Origin of the sequence: Siminovitchia sp. FSL W7-1587, assembly GCF_037963795.1 — a bacterium.
GTDB lineage: Bacteria > Bacillota > Bacilli > Bacillales > Bacillaceae_C > Siminovitchia > Siminovitchia thermophila.
Window position 1 is genome coordinate 1,768,084 of record NZ_CP150169.1, and the last position, 16,905, is coordinate 1,784,988.

10 protein-coding genes are annotated in these 16,905 nt (G+C 39.1%); 1 reads left to right on the top strand and 9 read right to left on the bottom strand.

The features are described from left to right. The first annotated feature begins 77 nt into the window (after nt 1-77). The gene (locus NST31_RS08230) at nt 78-269 is read left to right on the top strand and encodes a hypothetical protein (RefSeq protein ID WP_339164950.1); all 192 of its coding nucleotides are present in this window, start codon (nt 78-80) and stop codon (nt 267-269) included. 196 nt (nt 270-465) lie between these two features. On the opposite strand, the gene NST31_RS08235 is transcribed toward NST31_RS08230, so the two are convergent. The 9 genes from NST31_RS08235 to NST31_RS08275 all read right to left on the bottom strand — a co-directional run bounded on the left by NST31_RS08235 (nt 466) and on the right by NST31_RS08275 (nt 16,131). Continuing rightward, nucleotides 466-1,701, bottom strand: a complete 1,236-nt coding sequence (locus tag NST31_RS08235) for an MFS transporter (protein WP_339164952.1) — start codon at nt 1,699-1,701, stop codon at nt 466-468. Between the two features lie 610 nt (nt 1,702-2,311). Next, entirely contained in the window at nt 2,312-6,139 is a 3,828-nt protein-coding gene (locus NST31_RS08240; RefSeq protein ID WP_339164954.1) for a metallophosphoesterase, read from the bottom strand. Nucleotides 6,140-6,884: 745 nt separating this feature from the next. Further along, a complete protein-coding gene (locus NST31_RS08245; protein ID WP_339164955.1) occupies nt 6,885-7,694 on the bottom strand; it encodes a DUF368 domain-containing protein in 810 nt (269 codons plus the stop codon). Nucleotides 7,695-9,058: 1,364 nt separating this feature from the next. Beyond that, nucleotides 9,059-9,814, bottom strand: a complete 756-nt coding sequence (locus tag NST31_RS08250) for an aspartate/glutamate racemase family protein (protein WP_339164956.1) — start codon at nt 9,812-9,814, stop codon at nt 9,059-9,061. Between the two features lie 63 nt (nt 9,815-9,877). Continuing rightward, complete coding sequence (locus NST31_RS08255) at nt 9,878-10,567, bottom strand: aspartate/glutamate racemase family protein (RefSeq protein WP_339164957.1); 690 nt, start codon at nt 10,565-10,567, stop codon at nt 9,878-9,880. Then, the gene (locus tag NST31_RS08260) at nt 10,564-11,886 is read right to left on the bottom strand and encodes a cytosine permease (protein WP_339164959.1); all 1,323 of its coding nucleotides are present in this window, start codon (nt 11,884-11,886) and stop codon (nt 10,564-10,566) included. Before NST31_RS08260 ends, NST31_RS08255 begins: the two co-directional genes overlap by 4 nt. A 138-nt stretch (nt 11,887-12,024) precedes the next feature. Beyond that, on the bottom strand, nt 12,025-12,342 hold the full coding sequence (locus NST31_RS08265) for a cupin domain-containing protein (RefSeq protein ID WP_339164961.1): 318 nt from the start codon (nt 12,340-12,342) through the stop codon (nt 12,025-12,027). After that, the gene (locus NST31_RS08270) at nt 12,339-14,087 is read right to left on the bottom strand and encodes a hydantoinase B/oxoprolinase family protein (RefSeq protein ID WP_339164962.1); all 1,749 of its coding nucleotides are present in this window, start codon (nt 14,085-14,087) and stop codon (nt 12,339-12,341) included. The genes NST31_RS08265 and NST31_RS08270 overlap by 4 nt, the downstream gene beginning before the upstream one ends. A gap of 1 nt (nt 14,088) precedes the next feature. Continuing rightward, on the bottom strand, nt 14,089-16,131 hold the full coding sequence (locus NST31_RS08275; protein WP_339164963.1) for a hydantoinase/oxoprolinase family protein: 2,043 nt from the start codon (nt 16,129-16,131) through the stop codon (nt 14,089-14,091). Nucleotides 16,132-16,905 lie beyond the last annotated feature (774 nt).

Here is a 16,905-nt window from a genome sequence, read left to right on the forward strand (position 1 = left end):
GCGTGGACCAGACCATCCTGATTCAGGCAGATGACCCAACCAAACCTGTTTTGTTGTTCATTCATGGGGGATCGTCCATGCCAGTTCCGAGAGTTGCGTCCCGCGTCCGGGTTGATGTGATCACCCTGGCAAAAGAACTCGTATTAGTTTTTGGGGATCAACGAGGGGCAGGTAAATCTTATCATCAATCCATTCCACCTGAATCTATAAGAGTGGCAAAGGGCTTTAACAAACATAGTTTGTATATCAGTTTGAGTGATGAGGAGTAACTGGGTAAATTGGAAATTACCTGCCCTTTATTTTGAGAAGAGGCAAGCTAGATACATTTTATCTTGCCCATCTTAAATGAACGTTTAATGAACGTACTATTAAAAAACTGGAACTACTATCAGAAAGCACCCATGTAATCTTCGATATTAATAAGAAATTAAAAAAACTGCTTTTCCAGCCGGGAATCATCAGCTTTTACAACTTTTTATGATTATGAAAAGAAATATTTTCTCGCCGATTCTTGATATGCGCTTTACCAACATAGAGAAATGCGGCTATTAGCAATAGAGACAGGGAAAGAAATCCGAATGTAATGACGACCTTTTTAAAGCCAATCATATCGAGTAATAGACCTATTGTCACCAGCGATATTTGTAGTACAGTTCTTTCAATCATCGACTTAAATGCAAAAAAACGACCATGGAACTCATTGTCAATCGTTTCTTGGCATAGAGTATTAAAAATAGGGTTAAAGATCCCATAAGAAAGACCAAATAAGGCAAACGCGATAATTGGAAATAAAAATATATGAGAAAATGAAAGTAAAAATTGAACAATGACAATAAAAAAACTTACAACCAACATACTATATATACGATTTTTATGTTTAATTTTCTTACTTATAAAAGTACTAGAAAGAATGAGAGAAACTCCTTCAACAGCATATAATATTCCCTTCATAGAAGGGTTGTTTTGAATAGTACTTATTTGAACGACAAATAAATTAAAACCCGCAATAAAAATAATCGGGATGATAGATAAATAGAGCATCATTTTAACATCGAATGTTTTTGATATTACTGAAAATATCTCTTTGAATTCAACCTTTTTCTTTTTCTCCCTTTTAAAGCCAGTATCTTCGACTTTTAATAAAAATGTGATGATGAAAACAAATAAGAAAGCTACAAATGAAACAGCATAGAGGAAATGTAATGAAGCAAAAGCCAATAAAATTCCCCCCATCGTTGCTCCAAAAATTCTTGAGAGCGTTACAATATTCAAGTTCAGTGAATTAGCTATAAGCAAATCTTTCTCTTCAGTTATTTCAACAATAATAGCTTGCAACGCGGGCTCAAAAAAAGAAGCTGAACAGCTTACACCAATACTATAGGCTAACATCCACCAAACTGATTCGGTCATTAAGGCAATGAACATAAACCCAACAGACATTATTCTCATTATACCGACAGTTAATAAAATTTGTTTTTTAGCTACACCATCAATGAGTCTGCCAGCATATGGACCAATTAATACACTACATACACTGCCTGCCACCAAAAATATAGATTGTAAAAGATGTGATTCCACATTTCTTTGTAAAAATTGCAGATTTCCTATCAGTCCAATCCATAATGCCAATTGGAATAGTAATTGACTCGTCAGTACTATTACTAAATTTCTGTTTTTAAATATGTTTGTTTTAAAATTCATTACATCCTTCCTTTACAAACCTTAGCTTAAGATCAAATGCTAGAGACTCATTTGATCTATATCTAATCCCTTGATTTCACTTTATTTTTAATTCCTCTTCGACATATCGCTCAGTTAAGTGACCTGAAAAAAATATCCTGGCCCAAATGGTTTGAAAACAGACACTTATATCATCCAATATGGGTATTATCTTACTTTTTGTAATTTTCGTAAAGTGATTATCCTTAAGAAAATGAAAACGAATCTTTTAGACTATTTTAGTTTTGGATTAGCGTGTTGCAATATGGTTTACGGTTTACTTTTTCAAAAGTGGGACAAAACGATATAAAGTGAAACTTTATTCAGCTACTGAATGTTAATTGAACCAATCGGGCATTTAGGTGCCGTTTTCTCCCACTTAGACCTTTTGTATCAACTCAGGTCTTAAAGTGGTGTATAGGGCACCTTACATGCGGGATAAAAATGAATAAACCGCATGAAATCAAATGTAAAAATCTTGATTTCACGCGGCTCTATTTTCACTGTTGTACAAATATCTTCGTTTTCAACTGATTATGTCCAAGTCGTTTTCGAATAATATTTCGATGATTGATCATTCAACCTTGTTGATCTACGATGCTTTTCGCCTCCGGAAGTAGAGCACTCCACCAATGAGTAACATCATAATGCCCAGTGCCAGCCAGTTATAAATTGATGTGGCGGTATTTGGAAGCTTGCTCGATTCTGCATGATCAGCTTCACTTTGTTTCGTTGTACCCGCTTTTCTGCCATTTGCGTCTTTTGCTGATTTTTCACCTTCAGGACGCTTTGATTCTTCTTCTGGCTTTTTAGGCTCTGTTCCTGGTTTTGAAGAATCTTCTTCAGGTTGCTCTATTGGATCTCGTGGTTCTTCTCCCGGTTTATCGGGCTTCTGCTCTGTTTCCCCAGGTTTCTCCCCTGTTCCAGGTTGCTCAGGTTTTTCCTCTGGATCTGTTGGTTTCTCCCCTTCTCCCGGCTGCTCAGGTTTTTCTTCCGGGTCTGTTGGATTTTCTCCCTCTCCTGGCTGTTCAGGTTTTTCCTCCGGATCTGTTGGTTTTTCCCCTTCTCCCGGCTGTTCAGGTTTTTCCTCCGGATCTGTTGGTTTTTCTCCCTCTCCCGGCTGCTCAGGCTTGTCAACCGGCTGTTTGGTTAACGTATGGGAATCAATTAATTCATTGTCAGTTGTATAGGCTTCAATTTTTATTTCATTTTTATTGACTGCTAAAGAAGTGTATACTTGCTTGTTTTCCGCATAAAGCACGTCTACATAATCATGCTTTTCTCCAGGGTAAAATTTAGGTCCTGCTGATCCGCCAATAATATAAGATGTGCCTGTTCCATCTTTCTGCGGCTTGCCATCCTTCATTGGGTAACTCCGCATATATGCATGGTCATGTCCTGTTAAAACTAAATCCACATTCAATCCTTCTAAAACGGGAGCGAAAGTCTCAATGGTTGCGTCCGTTCCTCTCTTTGGGTTGCTTTTATATGGCGGACGGTGGAATACAGCAATATTCCAAAGCTTATCTGAGTCTGCTATTTCTTCTTTGATCCACTCTTGTTGTTCTTCCATATCTTTAATACCGAACTCGGAATTCAACATAATAAATCGTACATTCCCGTAATCAAACGAGTAGACAAAGTTTTCCTTGCCTTTAGGTCCATTTTTAGGATAAGGGAATAATGTTTTGTACGTATTTTCTCCATCTCCATACACATCATGATTCCCCATTACTGACATGAATGGTACTTTACGAACCAATCCTTCGGACGCTGTTAAAAAATCATTCCATTGCGCTAATTTATTGCCTTCTTCTACAATATCCCCGCCATGAATAGCAAACTTGGCATCAGGATATTTTTCTAGAGCTGATTCATATAGCTTTGTCCATAATGAAAAACCAGCTTGGTCGTATGCTTGTGTATCCGCGAAAAGCAAGAAACGAAATGGATCGTCGGCCGCGGCATTTTCTGTTGTAAATGTACTTACTTCACTCCAGCCTTCAGCGGTTCCATCTCCCACTCTATATTGATACGTGGTACCCGGGGTTAATTTGGTTGCTTCTGCATAATGTTGCATAAACTCGCCAATTTCATCAGAAACTAATGTTTTGTTTCCTTTAAATCGAAGTACATGTTCACTATCGAAACCTGCTTTATCTGTTTTGGCAACTACTTCTAAAACAGAAGTATCAACGGCAGTATTTGTCCGCCATGTTACATGCTGGGTTGTTTTCGGATCATTCGTCCAAGTTAACGTGATCTTCTCAGGTACAGGTGTTCCAAGCTGTGGAAGAACTTTAAATGAAAATACCTGGCTAACTAACTTCCCTTTGCTGGCTTGTAATTTTAATGGAATCTGGGCCAATGTAAGCAAGTCTGTTTTACTTTCTCCATTTACATCTGTAGGATTCAAAAGAGAACTCCATTCTACTTCCTCTACATCATCCTTTGGCACATGAAAATAACGTTGTTGGCCATCCGGCATATAAATCCGATAAAAATCAAAGCCTTTGTATGGAGTCTTAGCGACAGGAATATATGTCCCTGCTTCCACTGGCTGGAAAGGCTCCCCAGCTACTCCGCTTCCGCCTTTATAAATATGTGTTGATTTTTTCACTTGAATGAGCTTCTGATCTCCTAAAATATCGACTTTAGCCCCTTCAACCGGCTTTCCTTCCTGATCTACCACTTTAAAGGTACTTGGTGTATGAAGAGATTTACCTTCCACACTAAGTGTCAACGGTTGTGAAATCTTATTTTTATACGCTTTTGCATAAAACGGAATGGTACCTATTGCTTCATCCACATACGTTTGTGTGCCATTGGCAAGCGCAATCTCGAAGTCTCCAGACGCATCAATTCCTACATCGAACTTGAGTGTAGCAAGAACCTCATTGTCGGAAAGAGCCACATCTTCTAGGTTGTCCCATTCTAAAGTGATTTCTCCAGTCTCTTCATTAACACTGTTTTGTACAACAGATTGTTGTAACTTTTCCGGAATAATAGCTTTTGGCTTTTCTCCCTCTTCACTATGAAACTGTAACAAATTGCTGTCATATGTCAGAACCATCTTCGTCCCGCTCAATGCTTTAGCATGTTGCATCGTTACTTGCACTTCAAAGCTCGAACCAGCATAGATTTTCTCCGGTCCTTTCCAGGCAAATGCTGGACCACCATTAGAAACATAAAATTCCCAGCTTAGAAACTTATGGTTTCCTGCTTGATCAAACACTTCGATTCTGGCACGGTTTAACCCTTCAGCGAGTGCCTTTTCGGGTTTATAGGAAACTACACCTGTTTTCGCATCATATGCAACAGACACTGGCTCGCCATTAACTGTTAAAAAAATCTTTTTCGGATCAATGCCTGAACCATTTTCATCGCTGACCACAGCAGTAATTTCAGGCTTATTGGAATAGGCGATTTCACCGTCTGCCGGTTTAACATTTGCAATGGTTGGATTTGTTACATCTTCATCTGTATCCTCATATACCGCACGAATTTGATCAATATATATACTTCCGGCTGATTTGGACTGATCACTAGTTGCCATATAACGAATCGCTTGGCTGCTCATTGTATAAGGTGCTTGCCAATTATCCGGAATTGACGCTTCTACATATTTCCAACCTTCCCATGTTACGCCATTAGGATAGCTATCCGTATAGTCGATATTAAAATTTTCGCCATTAGCATCGGTGAGCTGTTGTCTTAACCAATGTTTGTGACCATCACCATAAACCCACATACCGATTTTCTTTGGTTTTCCCGGTATTTTGATTTTTTCTCCTAAAGACGCATAAATGCCTGATGTGCCTTGCGTGTTTAAAAAGTCATAATCCAATTTTAAAGCTTGTTTGCCAAACCTTACCACTTCATTTGATATACCAATATTGACTTTATTGTGCCTGGCTCCGCTGACAGTCCAACTTCCCAGCCCTTGTTCAAAATCTTCCAAGACAATATAGGGCTTATCAACTGTTTCTTCCGCCACCTTTTCCTCTTTGGCAGGATCTGATGTATTCAACTGCTTATTCTGATTATGTATATCTTCTTCGCTTTCCTTATTATGTTTAACTTCTTCGCTTTCCTTTTTGTTAGGAGTAATTACTTCGGCTTGTTCCTTTTTATTTTCTTCTGTATGAGGTACCGCTTCTTGTTTTGGTTGTTGCTTTTCTATACCAACAGGCGCCTCTTTACCAGCTTCCGGTTGACCTTCTACAGATAGGTCTTTTTCCTCAAGTATTTCTTCCTTATTTTGTTGTTGATCAACTTGTTCTTCCGTTTGAGTTGCTTGAGGTGGGTTTTCCATGCTCTCCAACTGATCAGCCTCAGCATAAACCCATCGTACATTACTTCCTATTTGTGTAAATACAATTAAGAAAATAATTGTAAATATAAATAATTTCTTTTTCACAGAAACATTCTCCCCCCAATGCGATAATGGTTATACTTTGTCAATAATCGACAGTATTTAACATACCATCACAAGAGTAATGATTTGTTAAGCTACTATAAAGTTCATGTAAAAGTTTCGTTTATCCAACTAACCCTATATACCTGCCTCAAGTATTCTCATAAATTGGCAAATGATTTAAAGCCATTACCAAAGTCACAAATGAAGAGAATTAACCAAGGGGAGGGGAATATGTCGAAAAAAGAGGAGAATTTTAGGCCATAATATGGGAGTCTTTCAAAAAGGCAGAGTGTTATTCAGATGACGGGAGTACTTTTATAAAGTAGAGAGTATTAGCCTGATGACGAGAGTACTTCAAAAAAGAACAGACCATTCCTTCAGATGACGGGAGTACTTTTATAAAGTGGAGAGTATTGGCCTGATGACGAGAGTATTTCATAAAGTAGCGAGTATCCCAGAGTTAGCAAGAAATATTTTTAGATGATCAGGTAACATCTCCTGCAACATTACTCATCACCTTCGTAGGCGTAGTTGTAGACAGATTGATCAGCCCCAGAAAAATGCTCAAATGATACGCTGTAGACAACGCCGCTCCTGGTGATGACCATATACGATATATATTAGATTCGTAAAAAATTGATATATTCGGAAAATATTACAAAAAGAGGGCTTATCCCCTCTCCTTGGTATTACCAAGTTTTCACACTCACACACCGAACTGATATATAAGTGACTTCCAAATCATTCAATATTCAATTTTACCCAAAATATAAGCAGCTACCAAACCAATGATAAAAGTCAAAATACTAACGAATGTTAATGTCAGATTTGCAGGCCATCCAGGAAAAATAACGAAAAACGATCCAATAACCATCCCGATGATAACTGCAAAAGTACTTATTCGATAATGAGTTAAAAAATAATGAATCACTTTACTCATTATGATAATTCCCAGGGCAATTCCAGCTCCAGTGACAGCAATGATATCAAGCTTAAAATTGCTAATAGCGCCAATTACAGTCGGATAGACACCAATTACCAATAATATAAATGAACCGCTGATCCCCGGTAGAATCATAGCAGAACTGCCGATGAATCCGGAAACAAATAACAGAAAATATGTTGCAAAAGTCATATTCTCTATCACGGCTCCTTCACTTTCGTTTAAAAAAGCGAGTGAAGCGATTAAAATGGCGCCGATGACCAACAGGACGTATTGCTGTGCTTTAAATGTACTCTTTGCACGTGCTTGGCGAAACAAAAAAGGTAAAACGCCCAATATTAAACCAAGAAAAAAGAAGTAAGTCGGTCCTGGATGCGTATGAAGCAGCCATTCCATAAGCCGACTTAACGAAAAAATGGAAAGAACAATACCTAACCCGAGAGGAATTAAAAAGCTTAATTGTTTTTTCCAACCTTTTGAAAATACTCCATTAATCGCTTCTATAAGCCGATCATAAATTCCTAATAGAACGGCAATCGTTCCGCCACTCACGCCTGGGATCACATCACTTGCTCCCATCACTATACCCCGATAAATATTTTTCCATTCCATGTTTGAAACTCCCTTATTTATATTTAGATTAAGATTTACCTCACATGAAAAATGTTCCAGAAAGATCCAATGGACATGTAGTAAAATACGCGAGTGTCCAGCATAGATAAGAAGATAGCGCAGACTCCAATAGTCAACATGATTGTCTTAATAAGGTGCACGGACATGTTTTTAAAGGGATTCCCTGAATTGGTTGCTTCCCTCTTGGCACCTTCTTCGCCACCACCTTGTTTCATCAAGTCATCCAATTATGTTCTTATCTTCATCACTCTGTTCCAATTGATTGCCATATCTAGTCCATCACCCTAATTTATCTACAAGCTATTTATGCGAATATGATTAATATAAATTAATGCAACTGTAATTGCAATTCAGTAGCAAAAATGAACCCCAAGTGGATCACTTCGAAAATTCAATCCAACTGGATTTTTCAAAAGTAAATTATATCTACTTTTCCTTTATATCTCTGAAATTAACTGTTTTTTTCCTTGTCACGAATGGCCCCCTAAAATAAATGATCCCTTGAATTTTCACCTATTCTCAAAATTTGATAGCCGAATAGCTTTACACTTTAGAAGGGATTCAGATAGACAGATTTTTTCATGTTCTGCCCATGCTATAGAACAAACTGGCTAATATTGGTAAAAGGAGAGTATGATCATGCGTAAGATCTCCACTTGACTAACGTGCGCTCATCCTCCCGTATCTCTCATATTGTTCTTCGTCCAGCTTATCCATTAGGTGGGGGTCGAATAATGGGTCTTCGTCGAATAGAATCAATAAATTTCGACTCTCTAATTTTTTTGGTAGCTTTCCCTCCGCATTCGTTTTCCCTTAAGTATTTGATTCATTAAAAAAATAAAATGATTTTCAGGAGGCTGAGACACAACCAAATCAGCTGATGAAAAAAACGAACCATAAAGTGAAACTTCATTCAGTAGGGCTCCTACTGAATGTTAGTTGAACCAATCGGGCATTTAGGTGCCGTTTTTCTCCCACTTAGACCTTCTATATCAACTCAGGTCTTGAAGTGGTGTATATGGCACCTTACATGCGGGATAAAATTGTACTAGTGTATAATACGCAAGCTTTTAGCGTAGTAAAAATATGTAGACTCCTGCGGGAATAGCTCGAGCTGAAGATCCCGCAGGAAAGTGACCTTTGCTTTCCGAGGAAGCTGAAGCCGGGCCCGCGGAAAGCGAAATATGTTGACGTAGCGATGATAGGAAATAAACCGAACAATTATAAATTAAATGTTCGGTTTTTACTATTTTGTATTTGCTTATTTCCCAGCCTCTTGATAACACAATGCCTTGGGAACATTCAAGTAAAAATTCTTCTTAAATCATTCGATCCTCTTTTGATCATTTCTGTATGAGAATCCCAAAAGATTGGACCTCTTCTTCGGGTGGGGATTGATAGCCTATTAATTTACTATGCGTCCAATTCATTTTATCTTTTATTTCAATCAAGAATTCAGCATATTTAAATGCCGCCAACCCTGAATCAATCACTGGAATCCCCAACTCTTGTTGAATTTCATCAAACGTTCCAAATTCTGCTGTACACCCTAAAACAATGATATCCGCCCCATCTTTTTCAATAGCTTCTTTTGAGGCTTGCAAAATTCTTCTTTTCGTTTCTTGTAGATCTTTTTGAAATTCATGCACTTTTAAATCGACAGACTTAAAAGAAACGACCCTTTCACCAAATCCATATTTCCTTACGTTTTCTCTCATCTCAGGTATACACTTTTTTTCACTGACAATGATAGAAATCGTTTCCCCAAGAGTTGATGCAATATGAAGGGAAGATTCTGCTGGAGCGGCCACAACCATTTTTCTGCTAATTTCTCTGCTCGCTCTTAAAGCGGTATCATAAAAGCATCCAATAATCGCGGCATCATAATTTTCCTCTTCCGCTTCTCGAACTCTTTGTATGATTTTCGGCATCACCATTGCCTCATACGAATGGTATTGTAAGTGGCATGGTCCCTTCCCGTTTTCTAAAGAGACTACATCTACACTGGTATCCTGTAGCTTGGAATTATTTAACATTTGTTGAAATTCATGATTAAAAATATCTGTATGAATAGGATTTATAAATAAAATTTTCTTCACTCTTGATCATCTCCTCATCTTTTATACGAAATTTTCTTCTCAGAGCGGGGACTGGTACCCAATTCATTTACTATGGGACCAATTCATTTTTCCTTTCATTTCGGTCAGTAATTCCGCATATTTAAATGCGGCCAATCCTGAGTCAATTACTGGTATGCCTAATTCTTCTTGAAGCTCTCCATACATGCCAAACTCGGCCGTACAGCCTAAAATGATGACATCTGCTCTATCCTTTTCAATGGCTTCTTTTGAGGCTTGCATAATTCTCTTCTTAGTTTCTGTGAGATCTTTCTGAAATTCATGGACTCCCAGGTTGACAGATTTAAAAGATGTTACTTTTTTTGTAAAACCGTAATGTGAAACATTTTCCTGCATTTCAGGAATCCACTTTCGCTGCCCTACTATAATAGAGATAGATTCCCCTAAAGTAGCGCCAATATGAAGAGATGATTCAGCTGGAGCAGTGATCATCATATTTTGACTTACTTCTCGTGCCGCTCTAAGTGCCGTATCATAAAAGCAACCAATCACCATTCCGTCGAAGCCTGCGTTTTCTGCTTCTTTAACCTTTTTCACAATATTAGGCATGGCGATCGCCTCATAGCAGGTATACTCTAAATGCTGGGGACCAACGCCCTCAAGAGAGGATACTTCAATCTCTGTCTCTTTATTTTTATATTGTTTTAAGATTTCAAGATAAGGCTGATTAAAAATATTGGTATGGATAGGATTCAGAAATAATATCCTTTTCATTCTGCCACCTTCTCGTTTGGCGTCTTTTTAATGAATTTATGATAGACAGTATACAAAACAAAACTAATGATAAAGCCATTTACAGCAGGTATGAAATACGGGATTAAATAAGCTACAAATCCCCCAATCAGCCAAGTGATAATACCAGGCCAGTAAAAGCCTTCTTTTCGATTAAATTGTCCTTTTGATACAAAAAAGTATTCACTGATTAACACACCGGCAACTGGTGAGACAAAAACGGCAAGCAATCCTAAAAACAATAGAAAAAATTTGACAATTCCAAATATTGATAGTGCTGTACCAACTATTGCGACGATGAGTGTCCACCAAAATCTACTCCATCCAAATGCTTTTGTCAGTGCTAAACCCGCACTGTAAGCTGCCACGATATTGGTAGTCCATTGTAGCAAAATAACAAATATCAAGGCAATGGCTGGCAAACCTAAAACCGATAAGACTTGCGAGATATTCCAAGGTTCATCAACCCCAAGCGTTGTTGCAGTGAGTGCCATCATGGCTCCTATCAACGTTAATATAATAAGTGGCGCCACTATGCCAACAATCCCTGAAAGAGAAACACTAGAAACCTTTGGATGGGTCCAACGAGTATAATCGGGCGCAAACGAAGCACCTGCCACCATACTTCCTATCACAATATTGATTCCCCAAAAGAGAGATTCTGTAGTAGCAGGTTGATACGATAGTACATGGGATAAATCCGAAGTATTAAAAACTTTAATAACCCCTAAAATGGTAATCCCCAAAATAGCGGGAATGCTTACATAATCCAACCAAGCCATGCTGGTGATCCCGAACAATGCCGGAACAACAAATAGCAAACCGATAATAATCATGAATAGAGGCACTAGATTTGTATGACCCCCAAAAGCCTGATTTAATGCTTCTGCAGCAATTGACACTTGTACACCATACCATCCAAAGGCAGGCAATGCCCCTATCACCATACCTGTTGCGATGTTGGTTCCTTTCTTTCCAAAAGCCGCTTCTCCAACCATGTAAGTGTTCAATCCCTCTTTTGCGCCAATCACTCCCATCGGAATATAAAAGAGACAAAGTAAAATGGCTGTGGCAATACCTAATGATAGTAATGCTTGGGTGAGTGTTAAATTCACAATCAGACCACCACCAGTTGCAAAGGAGGAGATAGCTGCTGTCATGCCAAAAAAAATCGCCGCTACACCCAGCCATGACTTTCTATCTTTGTATGGAATGGGGTTTGTAGAATAATACTCTTCACTTTTAATTACATTGCTCTCATTCGTGGTCGCGATTGTCTTTTTAACGGCTGTATCTCCCATACTCTTCCTCCTTTGATAAATCACATTTTAGGAATATAATGAATTTTTGAAATTCTATCATCTTGAAACTATTTTTTTTCTATTCCAGCAATAGAATAGGAAAACTTTTTCTCCTATTCTATTGCTTTTATTAAAACATCAAGCCTTAATGAAGGCGTATACTAATTCACAAGCACTTTTACTTTTATTCACGCACCAATGCTTTTCTCCGGCTGGTATATAAGATGCCTCACCCGCACTTATTTCAAAAGGATTTCCTCCACTTTCACCAGACAAACTACCTTTCACAATATAAGCGTACTCATGCTCTGTATGGCTTGTCGTTCCTTCTTTTGGCAAACGTTCTCCGCTTGGTATGGAGACAAAGCCAAAGTCGATTTCTGCTCCAGGAAATTTTTTTTGAAAAAGACTTTTCACCGTTTCTTTTTCACTAAAATCGGGTTTTTTTATATTCATTGTTTTCCCTCCAAATGTCTTTCAGGCAGCTCTTTATATTCAAACGTAAGCGGATCTACTTCTACCAAAAAATGCTCTCTTGCCTCATCCACTGTGAAATAACCATTTTTAACGTCCTGAGCAACTTTTTCAGCAGGCCGTTTTCGAGGGTTTCCATATCCACCGCCTGTTCCTGTCATTAAGCGAATCACATCATTCTTGTTAAGCTTATATCGAGGATAGACACCATAAGGCCCATCAATTTCTCCGTTTGATTTATGAATATAAAACTCATTTGGCGAACCATCATTGCCGCCTTTCATGCCCCACGGACTGAATTTGTTGCGTCCGTAAGTAATAGTGGCCGCTTGATCATCCGACAATGCCCTGTAAGCTCGAATGACACCTTTACCGCCGATATATTCTCCCGCACCAGCCCCAGTGCCATCCTCACGCAAGCTGTATTCATCTACCCGTACCCCGTATCGCGTTTCAGCCACCTCTATGGGAATGTTATATGTTTCTCCATCCGCAATACAAAATTGTCCCGAAGCGCCATCTTGGCCTTCGGCCCCACCCCAGCCACCAACCGATGGTTCGACAATTAAGAACGGCTCTCGGGTATCGTGATGATTGCCGGACAAGGTGACAGAACTGACGGATAAATGATGGCCAGCAGTGAGACGATTAGGCAAATGTGGTGCCAACGCTTTCCAAACTAAATCCAAACTGCCCAGCAGCGTTTCAAAATAATTAGAAACAGGAACCGGCCGTTCCGCAGACATGATCGATTTTGGATCAACTAATACTTTTAAAGGGCGAAAGACACCGTCGTTGACATCCTGCTCGGGATTGGTAACAGCTAAGAAAATGACTCTTACCGCAGACATCAAACCTGTATAGGAACAGTTCATTGGACCCGGAACCTGTGGATGGCTCCCTCGAAAATCGCATATAAACTCATCATCCGTAATCGTAACTTTCACTTTAATTTTAAATGGGCCATTCCCCATACCATCGGTATCAATATAATCTTCCGCCGTAAATACACCCTTTGGAAGCTTTTGAAGTTCTTGGCGGGACATCGTTTCACCGTGGTCTAATAAGTAGTCAATCGCAGCCAAGATTGTCTCCCGGCCATGCTTGCTGCAAAGTTCTCTTAACCGGCGATCACCTGTGCGCAAAGCCGCCACCTGTGCCCACATATCGCCCAATGAAAGATCCGGAAATCTTACATTGGATCGAATGATTTCAACAATGCCCTCATTTAAGGTGCCTGCGTCATATAGCTTAATACAAGGAAACTGCAAACCTTCTTGAAATATATCGACCGCATCGTTTGTAAACGAACCGGGATCCTTTCCCCCTACCTCTGTCCAGTGGGCTTTATTGGCGGAAAAAGCGACCAGCTTGCCTTCAGCAAATATAGGCATCACGAGGCCAACATCAGATAAATGAGAACCCCCGCCATTATACGGATCATTAATGATGATGATATCCCCTGGCTTCAGCTGGTCGCCAGGATATTTACGAAGCGTTTCCTTCACCATAAATGTCAACATCCCAATAAAACCTGTCACACCATTTCCTTGAGTAAGTAAGTTTCCCTCTGAATCAGTCAAGCCGCTTGCATAATCAAGTACTTCGTAAATAATGGGACTCATGGATGTACGAGCCAGTGCTACAAACATTTCATCCCCTATCGCCAAAAGTGAGTCTTTCACAATTTCCAGCGTAAAAGGATCTACTTTCATAGTTGTTGTCATACTACCTTTCCTCCATTTCAATAATCAGGTTCCCATAATGATCTAAATGTAGTTTTTGATTTTCATATATGACTGTTACAGCTGATTTTTCTTCTACGACAGCCGGTCCCTGAATTTCTACTTTTGGCGGCAGTTTATCTCGGTCATAAATCGGCGTGTTGACCCAGCCTTTGCCCTCATAATAAATATCCCGATACTCCTTTTTAGCTTCCTCTACGTTCCCCGATCTTGTTATTTCCGCAATTAAAGGCTTCGGTACTTTTCCGAGAGCAATGACATGGAGGTTGACAATTTCCGTGGCGGTTTCTTCCAATTTAAATGTATAATTTTTTTCATGGAGTGCATGAAATGATTCAATAATGGACTCTTTGTCCGCTTGGCTCCACTTTCCATTAGGGACGGGAACCTTCACCGTATGTTCTTGACCCAAATAACGCATATCTGCAAATCTTTGAAAAACAACATTGTCAGCACTCATTCCCTCTTCTTGAAAATGATTGAATGCATGCTTTTCAATATTGTTCCATTGCTGGTCCATTTCTTCTAAAGAAAGCTCGTCCATACGCTTTATATACGTTTGGATATAATCGTGTCTTAGATCAGTCATTAACATACCCCATGCTGAGAAAACCGGAGAAGCGATTGGTACAATTACCTTTTTCACGCCAAGTTCTAATGCCAGTGCAGGAGCGTGCATGGACCCGCCCCCTCCAAAGGCCAATAATGTAAAATCTTGGGGATTATACCCCTTTCTGATTGATATTAATTTCAGTGCATTTAACATATTGGAATTTGCGATGCGAATAATCCCTAGTGCAGCTTCTTCCGCAGATATGCCGAAATGATTGCCTATTTTTTGTTCCATTGCTGATCTTACTTTATCTAAATCTACTTTATAGTCGAAGTTTTTCGGCGATAAACGACCCGTTAACAAGTTGGCATCTGTTGTAGTCGGTTCCGTTCCTCCTAATCCGTAAGCAACTGGGCCCGGGTTTGCGCCAGCAGATTGTGGTCCGACTTTCAATGCTCCCGCTTTGTCAATCCATGCAATCGAACCGCCTCCATTACCAATTTCCACAATGTCCACAACCGGAGTTTTAATGGGATACCCGGCATTTCGGGCATTCTTTTCAATGTAATAATCTGTAGAAACTTTTACTTCGCCATTTTCGATGAGAGAGCATTTTGCCGTAGTTCCCCCTATATCAAAAGCGATAATATTCTTTTCATGAATCAGTTCACCTAAAACCGCTGCCCCAAAAATCCCAGCTACCGGGCCGGATTCCACCATGTTAATGGGGGTTTTCTTTACCTTGTCAAATTTTGTGGTTCCTCCATTTGATTGCATAATATATCGTTGCTTAATATCGGTTTTTTCATGTAACTCATGATCTAATTTATCGATATAAGTAGTGGCTGCCGGCTGAACATATGCATTTAAAACAGCAGTATTTGTCCTTTCGTACTCTCTCCACTCTTTCGTAATATCACTTGATGCCGTAATCAATACTTCCGGCCAAAGTTCTTTGATTATATTTACGGTCTCTTTTTCATGTTGTGGATTGGCATATGAGTGTAAATATGATACGGCGATCGCTTCCACTCCTTCCTTTTTAAAATAATCCACACATTTTTCAACTTCTTCACGAAGAAGCGGCGATAATACTTCGCCTTTATCATTTGAGCGTTCACTTACTTCCAGGCGCAAATGTCTTTCCACAAATGGTTTGGGTTTTTTATAACGAATATTATATAAATCAGGTCGGTTCCCCCTGGCAATTTCTAGCACATCACGAAATCCTTTCGTGGTAATCAAGCCAACTTTCGCTCCTTTTCTTTCAGTCAAGGCATTAATGATAACCGTTGTTCCATGTATAAACATGGAAATCTTCTCAGTATCGACCTTTGCTTTATTCAGTACATCCATTACACCTTTTTCAAAATGAGGCGGGGTGGTATGGCTTTTTTCAATCCCGACCCGGCCTTTCTCATCGACATAAACAAGATCCGTAAAAGTACCACCTATATCTGTAGCAACCCTCATTATATATCCACCTTTCTCTTGCCAATTCGTTATTTAAAATGATGTGACTTTCTATGGGGAATATTATTCCTTAATCTTGGGATATTACATGAACCATTCATCATCCTTCTATACATTCAAAACGGAATCTACATTTTTAAGATTAGCTCTTTCCTCAGGTGACAACTCTAGTCTCGGATAAGGCGCGTTGTCTCCTTGATGCATTTCTCATCTTGAGCGCCTTGGCAATCACTTCGGAAGCGCTTTCAATAAGCGGGTCAAGCGCATCCGAGAACCTTCCTCCTGCCACCAATACGTCACAATGCTGTATGGTTGTCCCTCCTCGTTGTGTAACTGGTATCTTTTTTATTCTTGCAATTCATATGCCAAAACAGATAAACAGCCATTCACCGTTTTTCATAGGTCAACTTTGTATATTCCAAAAGTTGGTGTGCATTATTTTTTACAGAAACTGTCTAATTTCTTTTACAAGATGAAAAAATTAGACATCATGCGACACATATTGCGGCATTTCGGCAGTGGAGAAAAAAGTATAATGGTGACCATGACGCTTCAAGATGGACAGCTCCTTATCTTACAAACAAAATCGTCCCTTCCCGTAAAATGTAAGTATCACATCAACATTTTAGAAAAAGACGATTTGGGAGCCATCGAATTCGTTACTAAAAAATTCTAACACATAGATCACAATTCCGTAGAAGCAATGAATATGCATTGTTTTTTAACCTACATTGTTATTCCAAACAAAAATGAAAATCTGGATAGTGTTTTTCG

Coding starts and splice junctions, on each gene's coding strand:
- NST31_RS08245 (WP_339164955.1), bottom strand. CDS start 7,694: ATGGAATGGAAAAATATTTATCGGGGTATAGTGATGGGAGCAAGTGAT.
- NST31_RS08260 (WP_339164959.1), bottom strand. CDS start 11,886: ATGGGAGATACAGCCGTTAAAAAGACAATCGCGACCACGAATGAGAGC.
- NST31_RS08255 (WP_339164957.1), bottom strand. CDS start 10,567: ATGAAAAGGATATTATTTCTGAATCCTATCCATACCAATATTTTTAAT.
- NST31_RS08270 (WP_339164962.1), bottom strand. CDS start 14,087: ATGACAACAACTATGAAAGTAGATCCTTTTACGCTGGAAATTGTGAAA.
- NST31_RS08265 (WP_339164961.1), bottom strand. CDS start 12,342: ATGAATATAAAAAAACCCGATTTTAGTGAAAAAGAAACGGTGAAAAGT.
- NST31_RS08235 (WP_339164952.1), bottom strand. CDS start 1,701: ATGAATTTTAAAACAAACATATTTAAAAACAGAAATTTAGTAATAGTA.
- NST31_RS08275 (WP_339164963.1), bottom strand. CDS start 16,131: ATGAGGGTTGCTACAGATATAGGTGGTACTTTTACGGATCTTGTTTAT.
- NST31_RS08230 (WP_339164950.1), top strand. CDS start 78: ATGCCAGTTCCGAGAGTTGCGTCCCGCGTCCGGGTTGATGTGATCACC.